Genomic DNA, 18,034 nt, shown 5'->3' with positions numbered 1-18,034 from the left:
CATCGGACAACTGGCTGAAGCGGCAGAGGTCAACATCGAAACAGTGAGGTACTACCATCGTCGCGGGTTACTGCCGGCGCCACCCCGCCCAGCAGGCGGCATCCGCCGATACCCGATAGCCGTACTGACGAGGCTTCGCTTTATCAGGCGGTCCCAGTCGCTTGGCTTTTCGCTCGATGAGGTGGAGGCGCTGTTGTCTCTGCACGATGGTCAGGCGTGCAACGCCGCGCGCGCTATCGCCGAACACAAGCTTGTCGATGTGCGCCAGCGCATCCAGGATTTGTCCATGCTGGAAGCCGCGTTGGCAACACTGGTGCAGCGCTGCTCGACGTCGAAAGGCAAGGTTTCGTGCCCACTCATCGACACGCTGATGAACGGCGGTGGGCTGACCCAGTGAGCGCGTCAGCTTGACGCCGTCGAACGGACACGGATGTTTTGGCTAGACCTGCGCGACAGTGACGCTCACGGCATTGACGCCCGAACCGCGTGTGTATGCGGGGTGTGACGAATCGCCCGACAGACGTGATATCGGAACGCACACGCGTACGCTGCAGGTCCAGGCAGAATACGCTCAACAGCGAAACGCTAGCGACCCGCGTTCTCGGGCCGATATGAAAGCAACGCTGGAACGTTCACGTCTTCATCTATTTCAGGCCAGATTATCTGCTCATGGTCTAAAGAGATGGCAAAGTGTTCGCGCTCGGCTGCCGTGGCGGCCTGCAACACGGGAAACCAGTCCAGTGGAAATTGAACGGCGGGGCCGTCGGACATGTCGATGAACATGTGCACGCGGTCAAAATGCACGTCCACCGCAGCGCGGTTCATGGTCATCTCCTGAAGTGAATCAGCTTAAAGATAGACCGCGGCAGAGCGGCATTCAAGAACGAAGGCAGGAAAGAAGGCCCGCGCCAGCGCTGGTGTTTCGGGCAATTATCACCGGGGTGGGCTTGTACGCCTTGGGCGGCTCGTTACCCGGACAGGAAGCGAAGTGGGAACCGTCCCTGAAACCGAATGTAAAACTATGCGCGACTGCTACCCGGAACTGCTATCCTGAGAATCCTAGCAGCCGCGAAACCAAGCCGGACAAGGCTCACCGGCCATCTGCTGCGAGTCCCTGATTCGCCACAACTGCAAGAAAAAGCCGCTGATCCGCAAGGTCAGCGGCTTTTTTGTTTTGGTCTTCCAAATAGCAACAGCAAGGAGGTTTCTTGATGACGTTCCGCACCGCCGCGCTTGCCGTGGCCACCGCATCCGTCGCGCTTTTCACCGCCGCATCGCAACTCTCCGTCAACGCCCAAACGCCGCCCGACAGTCAGTGGCGCGCCAGTCCAATCACGCTTTCGACGTTGCTGCAGGACGGCTACAAAATCGTCGCCGTAGTAAACGGCGCGCACGGCAATGCCGGCTCGGCCGATACGATTTTCGTTCAGCGCGATCAGAGCGCCTTCAAATGTATCGACCCGTCTCTGGCCGATGCAAAAACCAAGGCTGCGTGCTTCGAACTGGTTCAGCCGTCAGGCGCCGCCCCCGAATCCAAATAGGCGGATGACTTTGCAGAATCGAGTCATCGGCTTTAACGCTCGCAACGAAAAAGGAGCTGGCTTACGCTCGCTCCCTCGCACTATCTTTGCCGGATCCTGCGCCAACTAAAACGGACAAGCCCCACGCTCACCGATCCACCAGCCGGCTGAGATTCCCGCGCACCCGTTGCAGCAGCGCGATGAGCTGCTTCGCTTCTTCGTCGGTAAAACCGTTCAGCGCTTCGAGCGCGATTTCATCGCCCACTTTGCGGGCCTTGCCGAGCGTGCGCTCGGCCTTCGGCGTCATCCGCACTTGTCGTTCGCGGCGGTCCTCCGGATTAGCCGTGCGCTCGATCCAGCCGCCCTCCTCCATCCGGTCCAGCAGACGCCCCGCCGAAATGGGCGCGACTTCGAGCAGGTCCGCGAGGCGCGCCTGATTGACATCGCCGTAATGGGCGAGGTTGGCCAGCACGCGGCACTGCGCGCGCGTCAGATCGACCGATGACTTCGCGAGATCGTCGAAACGCTTGCCTGTCAGGCGGCCGACGTCGGAAATCAGAAAGCCGAAGCGTTCTTCGAGTTGGATGGTCATGGGCCGATTATACGAAAGGCTTCCGTTTGTCAGCGTCGAAATGGGCGCAAAACCGGCGCAACGGGCGCAATTCAGGCTCCGCATAAATCCTGGTGGGCGGATGCGCATGCAGTTAATATAATAAGCATGCTTACTATCTCGAAGGTCCCACTCCCCCATGTCCACCGACTCCGCGTCGACGAGCGCCGCGCCGCTCAATCGGCCGATGATCACCATCTCGATCATGCTCGCGACGCTGATCCAGACGCTCGACAGCACCATCGCCAACGTCGCGCTGCCGCACATGCAGGGCACGCTGTCGGCGTCGCAGGATGAGATCACGTGGGTGCTGACCTCGTACATCGTCGCGGCCGCGATCGCCACGCCGCTGACCGGCTGGCTGTCCGACCGGCTGAGCGTCAAGCGGCTGCTGATCTTCTCGATCGGCGGCTTCACGGTGGCCTCGGCGCTATGCGGCTTGTCGGAAACGCTGACGCAGATCGTCGCATCGCGTTTGCTGCAGGGGATTTTCGGGGCCTCGCTGGTGCCGCTGTCGCAGTCGATCCTGCTCGACATCAATCCGCGCGAAAAGCAGGGCCAGGCGATGGCGGTGTGGGGCATGGGCGTGATGGTCGGACCGATTCTCGGGCCGACGCTCGGCGGCTGGCTCACCGATAGCTACAACTGGCGCTGGGTGTTTTTCATCAACGTGCCGATCGGCGCGTTTGCGCTGTTCGGCGTAGCGACCTTCCTGCCCGCCCGTGAACCGAAGCACGACGCGAAATTCGACGCGTTCGGCTTTGCCACCCTGGGTCTCGCGATTGGCGCGCTGCAGGCAATGCTCGACCGCGGCGAGCAACTCGACTGGTTCGGTTCGAATGAGATTGTCATCGAGGCGCTGGTCGCTGCGATCAGCTTCGCGTTCTTCCTCGTGCATACGGCGACGGTCGGCAAGAAATCGTTCTTCAAATATGAGTTGCTGAAGGACCCGAACTTCGCCACCGGCACGTTCTTCATCTTCGTGATCGGCGCGGTGATGTATGCGACGCGCGCGTTGCTGCCGCCAATGCTGCAAAACCTGATGAACTATCCCGTCGCGACCACGGGCCTCGTCACGGCGCCGAGCGGCGCGGGAACCATGGTCGCGATGCTGTTCGCCGGACGGCTATTGAAGCGGATCGACGCGCGGCTTCTCCTGCTCGCCGGCTTCCTGATCTCCGCGTTCGCACTGTGGCAGATGATGCATTACACGATCGTGCTGTCGGAGTCGGACATCGTCTGGCCCGGCGTGGTGCAGGGCTTTGGTCTCGGCCTCGTGTTCGTGCCATTGAGCGCGCTGACCTTCTCCACGCTTATGCCCGAACTGCGCGCCGACGGCACTGCGACGTACAGCCTGATGCGCAACGTCGGCAGCAGTATCGGCATTTCGATCGTGCAGACGCTGATGACCCGCAACACGCAGGTCTCGCATGCTGACCTCGCAGCGAATGTCACGCCGTTCAATCCGGCAATCCAGTCGATGCTCAATAGCGGCTCGAATTACGACCTGGCGGTGCTGAATGCGTCGATCACGCAGCAGGCGTCGATGATCGCCTATCTGAACGACTTCAAGCTGATGTTCGTGGCGACGCTACTGGTCATTCCGCTGCTGCTGTTGATCCGCCCAGCGCGCCAGGCGCCGGATGCATCAGTGGCGCACGCGGCGATGGATTGAGCACGATGATGGCGTCGCGCGGGAGCGGCACAGCTTTCGCGTCACACTCACGCTTCGATTCTTCCGCGCGTTACGCCCAGCAATCCCGCCATTGCGTCTCGCGCCGCCGTTGCATCACGGTCGCGGATCGCTTCGAACACCGCCGTGTGTTCGGCCAGTGACGCGTTGAACACGTCTGCGCGTTTCGCGTTCAGGCGTAGCTGCGCTTCCAATGTGCGCTCGATTAGCGTGCCGAGCGGGATCAGCAATTCGTTGCTGCATGCCGTCAGCACGCTCAGATGAAATTGCAGATCGGCGCGCACCCATTCATCGACGTTACGCGCCCCGACCATCGACGCATGCGCTGCCGCGAGCGCATTGAAGGTGCCGTCCGTATGCGAGGCCGCCGCCAGACCCGCCGCATACGGCTCGATCATCTCGCGCATTTCCTGCAGCTTGAGCGCGAAGGCCATCGGCTCGGCGACGCGCGAATACCAGTCGAGTACATCGACATCGAGCAGATTCCACGCATGTTTCGGCCGCACCCGTGTGCCCACCCGCGGCCGCGATTCGATCAGCCCTTTCGACGTTAGCGTGCGCAGCGCTTCGCGCAACACCGTCCGGCTCACGCCGAAGGTGTCCATCAATTCCGCCTCGCGCGGCAGGATCGAATCGGGCGCGTAGTCGCCGCGCAGAATCGCGGTCGCCAGCAGATGGGCGACGCGCCCATGCAGATCGTGCTGAATAGCTTTCTCCCAGCAGCCTCTCGGCGCTATTGATATCGGACCTGAGCCCGGAACGACCGCGATTATCCGGCATCTCAACCCGCCGACCTCTGGCTTCGGCGCCGTTGCGGCGTTGGCATGCTGGCCGGCGTTCGGCGGCAACCTCATCGTCGCCGTCGCCCGGCGAATATCCAGCCGCCCCGGCCGGCATCTTTACCAACTTCAGGCCACTATTTGGCCAATAGTACTATTAATAGTACTTAATCGCACTTTTGTTGTAGGATGTGAATCCTCGAAATTGTCCGCACACGCAGGCACCCAAGCCGCAAGGAGACGCACACCATGAAAATCACCAAGCTCGAAACCTTCATCGTTCCGCCGCGCTGGTGCTTCCTGAAGATCGAGACGGACGAAGGCATCGTCGGCTGGGGCGAGCCGGTGGTCGAGGGCCGCGCGCATACCGTGGCGGCCGCCGTCGAGGAGCTGTCTGACTATCTGATCGGCAAAGACCCGCTGCTGATCGAAGACCACTGGCAGGTGATGTATCGCTCGGGCTTCTACCGCGGCGGCCCGATCACGATGAGCGCGATCGCCGGCGTCGACCAGGCGCTGTGGGATATCAAGGGCAAGCATCATGGCGTGCCGATTCATGCGCTGCTCGGCGGCCAGGTGCGCGACAAGATCAAGGTGTATTCGTGGATCGGCGGCGACCGTCCGAGCGACGTCGCGAATAACGCGCGTGCCGTGGTCGAACGCGGCTTCAAGGCAGTGAAGATGAACGGCTCCGAAGAGCTGCAGATCATCGACACCTTCGACAAGGTGCAAGGCGTCATCAACAACGTCGCAGCCGTGCGCGAAGCAGTTGGACCGAACATCGGCATCGGCGTGGACTTCCACGGCCGCGTGCATAAGCCGATGGCCAAGGTGCTGGCCAAAGAACTCGACCCGTACAAGCTGCTCTTCATCGAAGAGCCGGTGTTGTCGGAAAACGCGGAAGCCTTGCGCGACATCGTCAACCAGACCAACACGCCGATCGCGCTGGGCGAACGTCTGTATTCGCGCTGGGACTTCAAGCACATCCTGTCGGGCGGCTACGTCGACATCATCCAGCCGGACGCGTCGCACGCGGGCGGGATCACCGAGTGCCGCAAGATCGCGTCGATGGCCGAGGCGTACGACGTCGCGCTCGCGCTGCACTGCCCGCTCGGCCCGATCGCCTTGGCCACCTGCCTGCAAATCGACGCGGTGAGCTACAACGCGTTCATTCAGGAACAGAGCCTGGGCATTCACTACAACCAGGGCAACGACCTGCTCGACTACATCAAGAACCCCGAAGTCTTCAAATACGAAGACGGCTTCGTGTCGATTCCGGAAGGCCCGGGCCTCGGCATCGAAGTGAACGAAGAGAAGGTGCGCGAGATGGCGAAGGTCGGCCACCGCTGGCGCAATCCGGTGTGGCGCCATGAGGATGGTAGCGTCGCGGAATGGTAATTGCCGGCGCACACGTTACGGCTGACGTAGCGTGTGCCGTCTCAGTTACGTAACACACCGGACCGAACCGGCCGGAATACGCCCTTCGCGGCACTTTGCCGGCGCGGTCACACCACCCGCAAAGCCTTACCCACAAAGGCTTTCAAGCCGTTTGTTCGGCATCAGACATACGCATGGCCCGCTCCTTGCTCAAATGCATTCAAAACGACAAATGCATCGGGGAACATCATGGGCGAATTCCTTCCAGACTATCTGCTACGCGAACAGGCCGCCGTCGGCGCGCTGGTGGTGTTCGGCGTGCTTCGCATCATCGGCGCGATGCTCGCGTACGAACGCGGCTGGCGCATCTCGGTGGTCGAAAAATGCTTTATCGCTGCCGCGGTGCTGTACTGCCTGCCGCAACTCTTCGAGCTGCTGACCCACATGTACAGCTCACGTGCCGCAGGCGCGGAACTGGAAGGCAAAGCAGCGGGCTGCGCGATCGCGCTCTTCTGCGCGCCGATTCTCGGACATCGGCTCGGCCTCGAATGATCGGTTTCATCGAACGGACGCTCATCATGCGACCGCGAAAGAGACCTGCGAGCCCCGCGAAACCTGCCTACCGAGCCGGCGACGTCCTGACGCTCAGGTCCGGCGGACGTCCGATGACCGCCACCTGGAGCGGACCGGTGCTGTTCGCGCCGGGCAACTGGTTGATCTGCCAGTGGTTCGGCAACGACGGCGAACTGCAGCAGGAAATGTTTCCGGAAGAGACGCTGAAACGGGCGCACAACACGCTCGCCGCCTAAAGGGCAGTAACGGATCAGCCGGCCACCGCCGGGCGACCGTGTGTATTGCGCCGCACGCCTTTGCTGTGCGGCGCTTTTTTTAGCCTTAACTGCCCAACGCGGCGAATGCCGGCACGCTGTGCGACAACACGGCCGCAGCGACGAACACGCCGACCATCGCCAGCGCTTCGAGATAGAGCACGTTGACGAAGGTATGCGCTTCCATCGTCGAGGCCGTGCGGCGCAGGCGCGGCAGCGCCGAGAAGCGATTGAGCCCGCCGAGCACCAGCGCGAGCGCGACTAGCGCGAGCTTCAGCGTCAGCACATGGCCCCACGTGCTCATCTGGATGGCTTCGAACGAGCCGCCCGATCCACGCACGGCATTGAAGATCCCGGTGAGCAGCACCAACCCGACCGCCACAACGGATACGTGCGACACCTGCGTCGCCGTGCGGATCAGCATCCCGCGCGCGGTCGACGTGCCGAGCGCGGGCAATACCGCGAGCCCCGCCGCCATCGCCAGTCCGCCCCAGACGCTCGTCACCAGCACATGCAGCGTCTGCATGCCGATCGCCGCCGAGGCCGGGCCGGCATCCGCCGCATGTCCGAGCGACGCCTTGCCCGCCGCGATGGCTATCACCGCGAGCCACAGCAGCGCATTGCGCAGCATGCCCGTGTGATTGGCCATGGCCGTGCCCAGCAGCACCAGCGCGCCGGCGAACGCCACGCTCCAGCCGTAACCGACATGGGTTTGCGTCAATACAGTCGGCACCACGCCAATCGCCGACGGCAACGCGAGGCCGCTCATCGACGCCGCCTGATACAGCAGCCAGCCCAGATCCGCGAGCACCAGCACGACGGTGGCGGTCAGCATCGACCGTTGCGCGCGCAACCAGGCGGGCCGTGCGGGGTTGATCTTGCTCTGCGCGTCCTTGGCGAGCCAGGCGCTGAGCAACGCCGAACCGACGGCAAACGCAAACGCGACATTCATGAGCGCGGCCATCGCGACCTGCCCGATCCACAGTCCGTCCATGCTCATTTGACGATGAACGCGAAGTTGCCTTGCGTACGGTGGCCGTCCGTGGCAACGGCGACCCAGTGCACCGCGTAGCGGCCGGCCGTCAACTGCGGCAGCGCCAGGTGCATCACCTTTGCATCACTTTGGTCGACTTGCGACGCAGTCGGCGCGGCGGGCTTGCCGCTCGCGTCGCTGAGTTCGATCCGGCTGAAAGCCGGTTCGAGCGGCTCGGTGAAATGGATCGTCACTTCAGTGGCAGTGGCCACTTCGGCGTTCGCCGCCGGCTCGCTCGACACTAGATGCGCATGCGCGAAAGCCGTGGACGTCATGACCAGCGCCGCGGCGCCGAACGTCAACGCACGGAGCGCCGGACGGGAAAAATTGAATAGCTTCATGTAAGGCCGATAGCTTGTGGAAAGTAAAACGGTAGACGGTGAGCCGATGGTCGTCCGCGTCAGAGGGACGCCGGCGCGCCCGGAAGTGTACGCTTCGATGGCCGGTGCGCGCGTCGGTTCAACTTGCTTTGTTATGCAGGCCCATGGGAACGACATGTGCGTCTGTGATCCGGCAGACAAAAATCGAGATGGCCGCCCCGCTTGCCAGCCGATGACGCGCGTCAAACTGTCGCATCGCCGTGACACCCGGAACCTTCTCTAATGTGGCAAATAGTCACCATCAGCCTTCGATGATAGAATGCTGCGTCGCCGCAGCGCCGGCTGCCCTTCACACCGAGCCGCTCGAAGTTCGGTCAGGTCCCCGATTTTGATGGAGTTACGCGTGTCTTCAAGACGCATTTTCCGCCCGTTGCTTGCCCTTCTGCTGATCGGCTCCGCGGGTGTCTATAGCGCTGCGAAAGCGCAGACTCAACCGAAGGCCCCCGATACGATGGAAGCGCGCGTGCAAGGCTGCACGGCCTGCCACGGCTCCCATGGCCAAGGTACCGACAACGACTACTTCCCGCGTCTCGCAGGCAAGCCGGCCGACTATCTGTACAACCAGTTGCAGAACTTCCGCGAAGGGCGCCGCAAATACCCGCCGATGAACTACCTCGTCACGTATCTCTCGGACGACTACCTTCATCAGATCGCCACGTACTTCTCGCAGCAACGCCCGCCCTACCCCACGCCGGCCAAGCCGACCGTGTCGGCGGCCATCGTTGCGCGCGGCCAGCAGATCGTCCTGAACGGCGACGCATCCAAACAGATTCCGGCTTGCGCGGCTTGCCACGGCAAGGCATTGACCGGCATGGAACCCGCTATCCCGGGTCTGGTCGGCCTGCACGCTGACTACATGAGCGCGCAATTGGGCGCATGGCGTTCGGGCTCGCGCCATGCCATCGCACCGGATTGCATGCACACCATCGCCACCCGCCTGACTGACGAAGACGTGAACGCCGTCGCTGCCTGGCTTGCCACGCAAAAGGCTCCACAAAACCCCGTGCCGGCTCCGGCCCGCTCGTTGAAGACTCCGCTTGCCTGCGGCAGCGAACCGCAATAAGGCACCGGGAGAGACACTCAAATGAAACGCAAGTCTTTGTTCGCCCTCTCGGCAGTCGTCGTCGTTGCGGCTGCCGCACTCGTTCCCGTCCTGTGGTCGGGCGGCGACAACCTGCATAACGGCACGGCCATGGCGGCAACGCCCGCCGACCAGGCCGCACTGATCAAGAAGGGCGAGTACCTCGCCCGCGCCGGCGACTGTATCGCCTGCCACACGGTGCGCGGCGGCAAGCAGTTCGCCGGCGGCCTGCCGATGGCTACGCCGTTCGGCACGATGTTCACGCCGAACATCACGCCTGACGACCAGTTCGGTATCGGCAAGTGGACGCAGGACGACTTCTACCGCGCGATGCACACGGGCCGTTCGAAAGACGGCAGCCTGCTGTACCCGGGCTTCCCGTTCACGAGCTACACAAAGGTCACGCGCGCCGACTCGGACGCGATCTACGCGTACCTGCGCTCGGTCACGCCGGTCAATGTGGCGAGCCGTCCGCACGAACTGAAATTCCCGTTCAACCAGCGCAACATGCTGATTGGGTGGCGCACGCTGTTCTTCCGCGAAGGCGAGTACAAGGCTGATCCGACCAAGTCGGTCGAATGGAACCGTGGCGCGTACCTGATCGAAGGCCTCGGCCACTGCGGTATGTGCCACACGTCGATCAACGCCATGGGCGGCCCGGTCAACTCGGCTGCGTTTGCCGGCGGCCTGATCCCGCTGCAGAACTGGTATGCGCCGTCGTTGACGTCGAATAAGGAAGCCGGCCTCGGCGACTGGGAAACCAAAGACATCGCCGATCTGCTGAAGACCGGTGTGTCGAACCGCGGCGCGGTGTTCGGTCCGATGGCTGAAGTGGTTCACAACAGCCTGCAGTACATGTCGGACGAAGACATCAACGCGATGGCCACGTACCTGAAGACGATTCCGCAGAAGAGCGAAGCGCCGGAACCGCTGCAGCTCGAGACCTCGGAAAAGTTCGGTGGCGAACTGTTGAAGCAAGGTCAGAAGATCTACGCTGACAACTGCGCGAAGTGTCACGCGGAAAACGGTCTTGGTATGCCGCCGTCCTTCCCGCCGCTCGCGAACAACCAGTCGATCCAGATGCCGTCGGCGGTCAATCCGATCCGTATGGTGCTGAACGGCGGTTACCCGCCGAGCACGGAAGCCAACCCGCATCCGTACGGTATGCCGCCGTTCGCACAGGCACTGTCGAACACGGAAGTGGCCGCTGTCGTGACGTACATTCGTATGTCGTGGGGCAACCATGGTACGGCTGTGTCGCCGCAGCAAGTGTCTGATCTGCGTTCGGCGCCGCTCGACTAAGCGGCGTTAGATGTACCGGGGGCGCGGCCTGCGGAATACGCGGCCGCGCCCTTCGTTTTTGCAGGACCGGTATCATGTGGGTACAAACCCTTATGAAACCGCGCAGGAGGAAAGAGCCGTGCATGTCGGTGAGCGTTTCAACAGCATTACCCATCTCGTCGGCGCCGCGCTGTCGGTGGCGGGGCTGGCTACGCTCGTGACAATGGGCGCGCTCGACGGCGACGCGTACAAGGTGGTGAGTTTCAGCGTCTACGGTGCGATGCTGTTCGTGCTGTATGCTATCTCGACGCTCTACCACAGCGTGCGCAACCCGCGTGTCAAAGCGGTTCTGCAAAAATGCGACCATTCGGCGATCTATCTGTTGATCGCCGGCAGCTACACCCCGTTCACGCTGGTCACTTTGCGTGGGCCGTGGGGCTGGTCGCTATTCGGCGTAAGCTGGGGGCTTGCCGCTCTCGGCATCGTGCAGGAACTGACGCTCGGGCGACGCACCCGCAGCGTTTCGATGGTGCTGTATGTCTTGATGGGATGGCTCGCGCTCGTTGCCGTCCGCCCGCTGGTTCAAGCTTTACCGGCAGCGGGTACCGCCTGGCTCGTGGCCGGCGGGGTCATCTACAGCGCCGGCATCTACTTCTTCATCAACGACGAGCGCATCCGGCACGGACATGGTATCTGGCACCTGTTCGTACTGGCGGGCAGTCTGTGTCAATTCGTCAGTGTTGCGCGCTACGTCGCGTGACATCCCACGGCGGCGAAATGCAACTTAAGGCCAGTCAACGTGTCTGCATAGCGCGTTGAAGCATTCGGCACGCATTTGAGCGTGCCGCCGATTTCTCTGCGACCGGAACTGGGCTTTGGCCTCGAACACGCCATAGAGGCGTGTTCATGCCGTGCCTGTACCCGCTGGTACCCGCCTGGGTCCATTGGGTGCCGTCTGGTGCCGTTCGCGAAACTGCATTGCAAAGAGCATTTATGTCTTTTGATTCCCTCGGCTTGTCCGAACCGCTGGTCCGCGCTGTACACGAACTCGGCTACACCACCCCGACTCCGATCCAGACGCAAGCGATCCCCGCCGTGCTCAACGGCGGCGACCTGCTGGCCGGCGCGCAGACCGGCACCGGCAAGACCGCCGGCTTCACGCTGCCGATCCTGCAGCGCCTGAACACCATGCCCGCCGTCACCTCGGCCTCGGGCAAGCGCGTTGTCCGCGCACTGATCCTCACGCCGACGCGCGAGCTGGCCGCACAGGTCGAAGAAAGCGTGCGCGCCTACGGCAAGTACCTGAAGCTGAAGTCGACCGTGATGTTCGGCGGCGTCGGCATCAATCCGCAAATCGGCGCGCTGCGCAGCGGCGTGGACATCGTCGTCGCGACGCCGGGCCGTTTGCTCGACCACATGCAGCAGAAGACCATCGATTTGTCGCATCTCGAGATTCTCGTGCTCGACGAAGCGGACCGCATGCTGGACATGGGCTTCATCCATGACATCAAGCGCGTGCTCGCGAAGTTGCCGCCGAAGCGTCAGAATCTGCTGTTCTCGGCGACCTTCTCCGACGAGATCAAGACCCTCGCCGACAATCTGCTCGACTCGCCGGCGCTGATCGAAGTCGCCCGTCGCAACACGACGGCTGAACTCGTCGCACAAAAGATTCACCCGGTCGACCGCGACAAGAAGCGTGAGCTGCTCACGCACCTCATCAAGCAACACAACTGGTTCCAGGTGCTGGTGTTCACGCGCACCAAGCACGGCGCGAACCGCCTTGCCGAACAACTGACGAAAGACGGCATCAGCGCACTGGCGATTCACGGCAACAAGAGCCAGTCGGCCCGCACACGCGCGCTCGCCGAGTTCAAGGACGCCACGCTGCAAGTGCTGGTCGCGACCGACATCGCCGCACGTGGCATCGATATCGATCAGCTGCCGCACGTGGTCAACTACGATTTGCCGAACGTGCCGGAAGATTACGTGCACCGCATCGGCCGCACGGGTCGTGCAGGCGCATCGGGCGAAGCGATTTCGCTGGTGTGCGTCGACGAACTGCAATTGCTGAAGGACATCGAGAAGCTGATCAAGCGTCAGGTGCCGCAGGAAGTGATCGCCGGTTTTGAGCCGGATCCGACTGCGAAGCCGGAACCGATACTGCGCCGTGGCCAGGGTGGTGGCGGCGGCGGTGGCAATCGTCAGCCGCGTCAGAGCCAGGGTGCGCCGAAGCGCGAGGGCGGCCAGCGTGACGGCGGCCGCCGCGATGGCGCGTCGTCAGCCAAGCCCGCACAACGTTCGGGTCAGCGTCCAGCGAATGGTCAGCAGCAGCCGAAGCCGCAAGGCGCGAAGCCGGCCGGTAACGGCGGCCAGCCACGCCGCGACGGTCAGCGTCATGACGGTCAGCCGCGTGCAGCGGCGCACGAAGGCAGCGCCGCGCAACATGCGCCGCGCAAACCGCAGGCTGCAAAGCCGCAAGGCGGCAATCCGGGTGCGTTGCTGGGTGGCGCAAAGCCGCGCAACGACGCGCCGCGTGGCGGCCAGCCGACGCGCAGCGGCCAGCGCGGCCGTTAAGTTTCAAGCACTGCCCGCTCGCTGGCCGTAGTCGCAGACTATCGACTAGCCGCAGCGGCAGCCTGCTTCAGGTGCTCGATCTGCCGTTCCCATCGATCGAGCACCGCCTCCCCTTCCCCTTCCAATTCGAACGTAATGCCGCTCGTCAGGCGCGCATAACGAACGCTCTGCGCCTCCGCTGTGTCGATCGAGCCGATGAGGTACAAGAGGCCGCTGTCGTCGCCTGTCACGCCCGCTAGCGGCGTCAAACGCAACTGCACCTGATAGAACGCCTCGTCGCAGACGAACGTCAACGCGGCCCGGCCGCTTTGCGCGATCACGCGTGCCGCCCGAGCCTGTGGCCACAATGCGATGCACAGCGAGCGCGAATCAGGCGCGTACAACTCGCCGACGCCAAGCAGCGACGTGCGCACATGGCCGTTTGGATCGACGGTGAGCAGCGACGCGGTGAACCCCGTCTTGCTCGCCAGCGACGACCCGTCGAACAACGTGCGGACGGAGTCGGGCCATTCGTCGAACACGTTCTGTTCGAGCGGACGTTCGGGTGAAGGAGAATCGCTCATGGTATCGATCCAGTCAGTGGCGAGTTGCCGAGGTTGCGAAGGCTGCCGAGGATCAATCATGCCTCGAAAAACAAATGGCCCGCACAAGCGGGCCATTCATCTTCATCTGTACACCGCGAACTCAGCAGAAAAACCTCAGCGAAAGAACACGTGCTGCGTGATCTTGGCGAGCGGATAATGCACGCCCGGCTGAATCTTGGCCGGCAGATCGAGCGGCTTGAGCAGCATCTTCACGCACATGTCCGCTGACAGATTGCGCCGAACCAGCGCATTGATGCGCGCAGCGCGTTCGCGGTTATAGGCCGAATCGTGCACGCGTTCCGGATAACGAATCGCGAAAACATGGCGCAACGCGATCTCCGAGTCTTCGTTCTTGATCTCAATCACACGCCGCATCAATGCGCCGAGAACCGCAAGACGGCCATTGCCTTCGATCTTGTTGTACTTCTTGAAGAACTTGAAAAAGTGTTTGTAGTGACGGACTTCGTCAGTGCGAATGTTGTCGGTGATCTGCTTGAGCACGGGCTCGTCCGAACATTCGCCAATCGCGCGATACAGCGTTGCGGTACCCGTTTCCACCACACAGCGCGCGACCATCTCGAGCGCGCGGGTCTTTTCGAAGTCTTCGACCGAGCAGGTCAGCGAATACTCTTCCATGAAATTGCGGAACGCGGTGTCCCAATCGAACTCAGGCCAGACGTAGGCGACATACGTCTTGAGCGCGCGGCCATGCTGCATTTCTTCCGGCTCCCATTCCTGGTTGAGCCAGGCCGAGACTTCGGGGTCGCCGTCGAAGAAAGTACTCAGATTACTGGTGTAAAGATCGGTACCGCTTTCGATAAACGAAGCGGCGCACAACAGAAGCAGCAGGTCCTCGTTAGCGACGGCCTTCTGACGGTCTATGCGGGTGAGGTCGATATCCTCGATCCGCCAGGGCATCACATGGTTCAGCTCAGTGTGCATTGTGTCTTTGCTCCGAAAGCTGTATCGACTCGTGGAGCGCTCGAAACCGCCCACTATCGCAAGGGCGGTCCGCCGTGTCAGATACAGCGCCTTGATTAGAGTTAACCCCTTGTATCCTGCATCTTAGCCGGTGTTTCACAATTCTGCAGATAACCCAGCACAGACCGTGCCGAACCACCGCAGTTCCAATTTCACGGTAGTCGATTCCTTCAGTTGGTTACAAGCGGCGCAAGCAAGGCATAAAAAAAGCCAGCTCGAAGAGCTGGCTTTGATTTGCAAAGAGATTCCACGTCAACCACGGCAAGGCTCGCTGCGAAGCACAACGGCTGCCGGCCACGCCGTCATGCGGGCTGAACGCCTTCGAGACGCCGGACGCGCCGCATACGCCACGCGACCACGACAAGCGACAACCCCGACAACACTGCCGCAATCAGGACGTAGTAACTTGGCGCCAGCTTGTCGCCGGTCAAGTGAATGAAGGTCTCCACGATCGTCGGTGCAAAACCGCCGAAAATCGTTACGCCGATGCTGTAACCGATTGAAAGACCGGTCGAGCGCACCTGCGTTGGAAAGATCTCGGACATCAGTGCGGGCATCGGTCCGGAGTAAGCCGCCTTGAAAATTCCGGCGGTGCCTTGCAACAGCAGCAGCCAGCCGATCGTCGGATGCGACTGCAGCAAAGCGAACATCGGATAGATCAGCAAGCCCATCAGTATCGACGTGGTCAGCATGATGCGAATCCGGCCAATGCGGTCGGACAATGCGCCCATCACGGGCGAAAGCAGGAACTGCAAGCCGCCGTTGAGCACCACCACCCCGAACGACGCAGCAGCGGGCATGTGCAACTGCTTGACCGCGTACATCGGCATGTAGAGCTGCAGCACGTACACGCCAACCGTGGATTGCGCGACGATGCCCACGGCCAGCAACAGATTCACCCACTGGTTGCTGAACGACGCGTCCTTCGCGTCAGACGCCACCTGATGTTTGCTCGCGGACTCACGCGCTTTACGCAAGGCGAGAAACTCCGGCGTCTCGTCGAGATGCGAACGGATGTAATAGCCCACCGGCCCGACCAGCAGACCGAAGATAAACGGAAGGCGCCAGCCCCAGCTATTGAGTTGCTCAGGCGGCATCCACGCGGTCAGGAGCGAACCAAAGGCCGCCGCGGTGATCGCGGCCAGACCCTGGCTCGCGAACTGCCAACTCGCGTAGTAGCCACGCCGTGACGCGCTGTGTTCGACCATGAAGGCCGTCGCGCTGCCGAACTCACCGCCCACCGCGAAACCTTGCACGAGCCGCGCGAGCAGGATCAACACGGGCGCCGCAAGACCGATCGACGCATACGGTGGCATCACCGCCATCGTGAAGGTGCCGACCATCATCAGCGCGATGGCGAGCGTGAGCGCCGCCTTGCGGCCCTTGCGGTCGCCGTAGACGCCCAGCACGATCGCACCCAGCGGCCGCATCAGGAACGAAATGCCGAAGGTGGCAATGGCGAGCAGCGTCGAGAGCCACTCGTCCTGCATCGGGAAGAACTGTTTCGCGATGATGGTCGCGAAGTAACCGTAAACCAGAAAGTCGAACCACTCGAGCGCATTGCCGACCGACGACGAAAACACGATACGCCGCACCATCGCTTTGGAAAGCGGTGCGGACGTGGAATGCGGGGATGCTGTCGCGGATTGCGACGCGGGGATGTTCATTTAGAACCCCGCTGCCAATCCGTCGCGACGACTGTCGCTTGCCGCCACATAGCCGCGGTCCGGATCGTTGCGGTCGAGCTTCCAGATGTACTGGCCGGAGCCGAAGTCCATGTACGGATCGTCGACCGACTTGATCGTGTGACCCAGCTTCTCCAGCGCCGCGGCCGTCGTCGGATCGAGCGTCGATTCGATGTCGATCGTGAAGTCGCGGTTGACCTTCCAGCGCGGCGCGTCGCAGGCGGCCTGCGGCTGCTGACCGTAGTCGAGCATCCGCACGATCGATTGCAGGTGGCCTTGCGGCTGCATATCGCCGCCCATCACACCGAAGCTCATCACCGCTTCCTGCTTGCCGTCCACCTGCTGCGTCAGGAACGACGGGATGATCGTATGGAACGGCCGCTTGCCGCCCTCAACCACGTTCGGCGACTTCGGGTCCATCGAGAAGCCGCAGCCGCGGTTCTGCATCGCGATGCCGCTGTCCGGCACAACGATGCCCGAGCCGAAGCCCATGTAGTTCGACTGGATGAAGCTGACCATCATGCCGCGCTCGTCCGCCACCGACATATAGATCGTGCCGCCGGCCTTCGGCATGCCGAAGTCGAATTGCGTGGCGCGCTTGTGATCGATCAGTTTCGCGCGCGAGGTGAGGTACGCGTCGTCGAGCATCTGCTCGGGCGTGACTTCCATCGAGCGCGGATCGGCGACATAGCGGTAGACGTCGGCGAATGCCAGCTTCATCGCTTCGATCTGCAAATGCTGCGACTCGACGTTGTCGACGGCGAGCTCTTTCACGTCGAATTTTTCGAGGATGCCCAGCGCGATCAGCGCCGCGATGCCCTGGCCGTTCGGCGGAATTTCATGCACGGTGTAGCCGCGATAATCCTTGCCGATCGGCTCGACCCAATCCGCTTTGTAGTTGCGCAGATCGTCGAGGGTCAACGCGCCACCGCCTTCACGCGCAAACGCTGCGATCTGTTCGGCGATCTCGCCTTCGTAGTAGGCACGCGGACCTTGTTTGGCGAGCTTGCGCAACGTCTTCGCGTGGCCGGGAAAGCGTACCAGTTCGCTGACTTCCGGCGCGCGGCCGCGCGGCATGAAGGTTTGCGCGAAGCCCGGCAGGTCCTTCAATTCGGGTACGGCTGCCGCCCATTTGTAGGCGACGATGCTCGCCACCGCGTGACCTCGCTCGGCGATCTCGATCGCCGGCTCCATCAGATCGGCGAACGGCAGCGTGCCGAATTTCTGATGCAATGCTTCCCAGCCGGCGATCACGCCCGGCACGGTCACGGCGTCCCAGCCACGCTTGGGTTGTTTGGCAAGACCGTTTTCCTCACCGTACTTACGCTTGAAGTAGTCGACGTTCCAGGCCGCCGGCGACACGCCGGATGCGTTCAGGCCATGCAGCTTCTTGCCGTCCCACACCAGCGCGAAGGCGTCCCCGCCGAGGCCGCAGGAGACCGGCTCGACCACCGTGATGGCAGCCGCTGCCGCGATCGCCGCGTCGACGGCATTACCGCCTTTCCACAGCATCCGCAGACCGGCTTGCGCTGCGAGCGGATGCGAAGTCGAAACGATGTTGCGCGCGAATACAGGCAGACGCGGCGTCGGATAGGGGTTTTGCCAGTTGAAGCCAGTCATGTCGAACAC

19 protein-coding genes are annotated in these 18,034 nt (G+C 62.3%); 10 read left to right on the top strand and 9 right to left on the bottom strand.

Annotated features, from left to right (window positions below; genetic code table 11):
• The first annotated feature begins 1 nt into the window (after position 1).
• The gene (merR, locus tag P3T25_RS38785) at positions 2 to 397 is read left to right on the top strand and encodes an Hg(II)-responsive transcriptional regulator (RefSeq protein ID WP_429362429.1); all 396 of its coding nucleotides are present in this window, start codon (positions 2 to 4) and stop codon (positions 395 to 397) included.
• A gap of 188 nt (positions 398 to 585) precedes the next feature.
• On the opposite strand, the gene P3T25_RS38780 is transcribed toward merR, so the two are convergent.
• Positions 586 to 825 carry a DUF2442 domain-containing protein gene (locus P3T25_RS38780; protein WP_154558039.1) on the bottom strand — a complete coding sequence of 80 codons (240 nt, stop codon included), beginning with the start codon at positions 823 to 825 and terminating at the stop codon, positions 586 to 588.
• A gap of 386 nt (positions 826 to 1,211) precedes the next feature.
• Between P3T25_RS38780 and P3T25_RS38775 the strand changes: the two genes are divergently transcribed.
• Entirely contained in the window at positions 1,212 to 1,541 is a 330-nt protein-coding gene (locus tag P3T25_RS38775) for a hypothetical protein (RefSeq protein ID WP_266258627.1), read from the top strand.
• A 127-nt stretch (positions 1,542 to 1,668) separates the two neighbouring features.
• Here P3T25_RS38775 and P3T25_RS38770 read toward each other — a convergent pair whose 3' ends face one another.
• Positions 1,669 to 2,112 carry a MarR family winged helix-turn-helix transcriptional regulator gene (locus P3T25_RS38770; RefSeq protein WP_154558041.1) on the bottom strand — a complete coding sequence of 148 codons (444 nt, stop codon included), beginning with the start codon at positions 2,110 to 2,112 and terminating at the stop codon, positions 1,669 to 1,671.
• A 205-nt stretch (positions 2,113 to 2,317) separates the two neighbouring features.
• Between P3T25_RS38770 and P3T25_RS38765 the strand changes: the two genes are divergently transcribed.
• Positions 2,318 to 3,805, top strand: coding sequence for a DHA2 family efflux MFS transporter permease subunit (locus P3T25_RS38765; RefSeq protein ID WP_429362426.1), 1,488 nt, complete (start codon positions 2,318 to 2,320; stop codon positions 3,803 to 3,805).
• A 47-nt stretch (positions 3,806 to 3,852) separates the two neighbouring features.
• On the opposite strand, the gene P3T25_RS38760 is transcribed toward P3T25_RS38765, so the two are convergent.
• Positions 3,853 to 4,530: a FadR/GntR family transcriptional regulator gene (locus tag P3T25_RS38760; RefSeq protein ID WP_233464711.1), complete on the bottom strand. Its 678-nt coding sequence runs from the start codon at positions 4,528 to 4,530 to the stop codon at positions 3,853 to 3,855.
• Positions 4,531 to 4,851: 321 nt separating this feature from the next.
• On the opposite strand from P3T25_RS38760, the gene dgoD reads away from it, so the two are divergent.
• The 3 genes from dgoD to P3T25_RS38745 all read left to right on the top strand — a co-directional run bounded on the left by dgoD (position 4,852) and on the right by P3T25_RS38745 (position 6,788).
• Positions 4,852 to 6,000, top strand: coding sequence for a galactonate dehydratase (gene dgoD / locus P3T25_RS38755; protein ID WP_429362424.1), 1,149 nt, complete (start codon positions 4,852 to 4,854; stop codon positions 5,998 to 6,000).
• 228 nt (positions 6,001 to 6,228) lie between these two features.
• Complete coding sequence (locus P3T25_RS38750; RefSeq protein ID WP_154558043.1) at positions 6,229 to 6,531, top strand: hypothetical protein; 303 nt, start codon at positions 6,229 to 6,231, stop codon at positions 6,529 to 6,531.
• Positions 6,528 to 6,788 carry a YodC family protein gene (locus P3T25_RS38745; protein ID WP_308112553.1) on the top strand — a complete coding sequence of 87 codons (261 nt, stop codon included), beginning with the start codon at positions 6,528 to 6,530 and terminating at the stop codon, positions 6,786 to 6,788. Before P3T25_RS38750 ends, P3T25_RS38745 begins: the two co-directional genes overlap by 4 nt.
• An 85-nt stretch (positions 6,789 to 6,873) precedes the next feature.
• Here the strand turns inward: P3T25_RS38745 and P3T25_RS38740 are convergent, their stop codons facing one another.
• On the bottom strand, positions 6,874 to 7,806 hold the full coding sequence (locus tag P3T25_RS38740) for a CopD family protein (protein ID WP_429362422.1): 933 nt from the start codon (positions 7,804 to 7,806) through the stop codon (positions 6,874 to 6,876).
• Complete coding sequence (gene copC, locus P3T25_RS38735; protein WP_154558046.1) at positions 7,803 to 8,180, bottom strand: copper homeostasis periplasmic binding protein CopC; 378 nt, start codon at positions 8,178 to 8,180, stop codon at positions 7,803 to 7,805. The genes P3T25_RS38740 and copC overlap by 4 nt, the downstream gene beginning before the upstream one ends.
• Before the next feature lie 370 nt (positions 8,181 to 8,550).
• Between copC and P3T25_RS38730 the strand changes: the two genes are divergently transcribed.
• From P3T25_RS38730 to P3T25_RS38715, 4 genes are all read left to right on the top strand, one after another.
• Positions 8,551 to 9,282: a c-type cytochrome gene (locus P3T25_RS38730; RefSeq protein ID WP_154558047.1), complete on the top strand. Its 732-nt coding sequence runs from the start codon at positions 8,551 to 8,553 to the stop codon at positions 9,280 to 9,282.
• Between the two features lie 21 nt (positions 9,283 to 9,303).
• Positions 9,304 to 10,602, top strand: a complete 1,299-nt coding sequence (locus tag P3T25_RS38725; RefSeq protein ID WP_429362419.1) for a c-type cytochrome — start codon at positions 9,304 to 9,306, stop codon at positions 10,600 to 10,602.
• A gap of 118 nt (positions 10,603 to 10,720) precedes the next feature.
• Positions 10,721 to 11,341 (top strand): PAQR family membrane homeostasis protein TrhA, encoded by a 621-nt coding sequence (gene trhA, locus P3T25_RS38720; protein ID WP_429362431.1) that lies wholly within the window; start codon positions 10,721 to 10,723, stop codon positions 11,339 to 11,341.
• A 233-nt stretch (positions 11,342 to 11,574) separates the two neighbouring features.
• Positions 11,575 to 13,155, top strand: a complete 1,581-nt coding sequence (locus P3T25_RS38715) for a DEAD/DEAH box helicase (protein ID WP_408267991.1) — start codon at positions 11,575 to 11,577, stop codon at positions 13,153 to 13,155.
• Positions 13,156 to 13,193: 38 nt separating this feature from the next.
• Here the strand turns inward: P3T25_RS38715 and P3T25_RS38710 are convergent, their stop codons facing one another.
• From P3T25_RS38710 to ggt, 4 genes are all read right to left on the bottom strand, one after another.
• Positions 13,194 to 13,718, bottom strand: coding sequence for a hypothetical protein (locus P3T25_RS38710; RefSeq protein WP_429362416.1), 525 nt, complete (start codon positions 13,716 to 13,718; stop codon positions 13,194 to 13,196).
• Positions 13,719 to 13,853: 135 nt separating this feature from the next.
• Positions 13,854 to 14,681, bottom strand: a complete 828-nt coding sequence (locus P3T25_RS38705) for a ferritin-like domain-containing protein (protein WP_154558052.1) — start codon at positions 14,679 to 14,681, stop codon at positions 13,854 to 13,856.
• A gap of 341 nt (positions 14,682 to 15,022) precedes the next feature.
• A complete protein-coding gene (locus P3T25_RS38700; protein ID WP_429362414.1) occupies positions 15,023 to 16,387 on the bottom strand; it encodes an MFS transporter in 1,365 nt (454 codons plus the stop codon).
• Positions 16,388 to 18,025, bottom strand: coding sequence for a gamma-glutamyltransferase (gene ggt, locus P3T25_RS38695; protein ID WP_429362412.1), 1,638 nt, complete (start codon positions 18,023 to 18,025; stop codon positions 16,388 to 16,390).
• Positions 18,026 to 18,034 lie beyond the last annotated feature (9 nt).

Source organism: Paraburkholderia sp. GAS32 (genome assembly GCF_050434225.1).
In the GTDB taxonomy this organism is placed as follows: domain Bacteria; phylum Pseudomonadota; class Gammaproteobacteria; order Burkholderiales; family Burkholderiaceae; genus Paraburkholderia; species Paraburkholderia madseniana.
The sequence above is the reverse complement of the archived record's forward strand: the minus strand, read 5'-3'. Positions and strand labels throughout refer to the sequence as shown.

Excerpts from the sequence above, each read along its gene's own strand:
- P3T25_RS38780 (WP_154558039.1), bottom strand. The coding sequence starts at position 825 with ATGAACCGCGCTGCGGTGGACGTGCATTTTGACCGCGTGCACATGTTC.
- P3T25_RS38775 (WP_266258627.1), top strand. The coding sequence starts at position 1,212 with ATGACGTTCCGCACCGCCGCGCTTGCCGTGGCCACCGCATCCGTCGCG.
- P3T25_RS38770 (WP_154558041.1), bottom strand. The coding sequence starts at position 2,112 with ATGACCATCCAACTCGAAGAACGCTTCGGCTTTCTGATTTCCGACGTC.
- P3T25_RS38765 (WP_429362426.1), top strand. The coding sequence starts at position 2,318 with ATGATCACCATCTCGATCATGCTCGCGACGCTGATCCAGACGCTCGAC.
- dgoD (WP_429362424.1), top strand. The coding sequence starts at position 4,852 with ATGAAAATCACCAAGCTCGAAACCTTCATCGTTCCGCCGCGCTGGTGC.
- P3T25_RS38750 (WP_154558043.1), top strand. The coding sequence starts at position 6,229 with ATGGGCGAATTCCTTCCAGACTATCTGCTACGCGAACAGGCCGCCGTC.
- P3T25_RS38745 (WP_308112553.1), top strand. The coding sequence starts at position 6,528 with ATGATCGGTTTCATCGAACGGACGCTCATCATGCGACCGCGAAAGAGA.
- P3T25_RS38740 (WP_429362422.1), bottom strand. The coding sequence starts at position 7,806 with ATGAGCATGGACGGACTGTGGATCGGGCAGGTCGCGATGGCCGCGCTC.
- copC (WP_154558046.1), bottom strand. The coding sequence starts at position 8,180 with ATGAAGCTATTCAATTTTTCCCGTCCGGCGCTCCGTGCGTTGACGTTC.
- P3T25_RS38730 (WP_154558047.1), top strand. The coding sequence starts at position 8,551 with ATGGAGTTACGCGTGTCTTCAAGACGCATTTTCCGCCCGTTGCTTGCC.
- P3T25_RS38725 (WP_429362419.1), top strand. The coding sequence starts at position 9,304 with ATGAAACGCAAGTCTTTGTTCGCCCTCTCGGCAGTCGTCGTCGTTGCG.
- P3T25_RS38715 (WP_408267991.1), top strand. The coding sequence starts at position 11,575 with ATGTCTTTTGATTCCCTCGGCTTGTCCGAACCGCTGGTCCGCGCTGTA.
- P3T25_RS38710 (WP_429362416.1), bottom strand. The coding sequence starts at position 13,718 with ATGAGCGATTCTCCTTCACCCGAACGTCCGCTCGAACAGAACGTGTTC.
- P3T25_RS38705 (WP_154558052.1), bottom strand. The coding sequence starts at position 14,681 with ATGCACACTGAGCTGAACCATGTGATGCCCTGGCGGATCGAGGATATC.
- P3T25_RS38700 (WP_429362414.1), bottom strand. The coding sequence starts at position 16,387 with ATGAACATCCCCGCGTCGCAATCCGCGACAGCATCCCCGCATTCCACG.
- ggt (WP_429362412.1), bottom strand. The coding sequence starts at position 18,025 with ATGACTGGCTTCAACTGGCAAAACCCCTATCCGACGCCGCGTCTGCCT.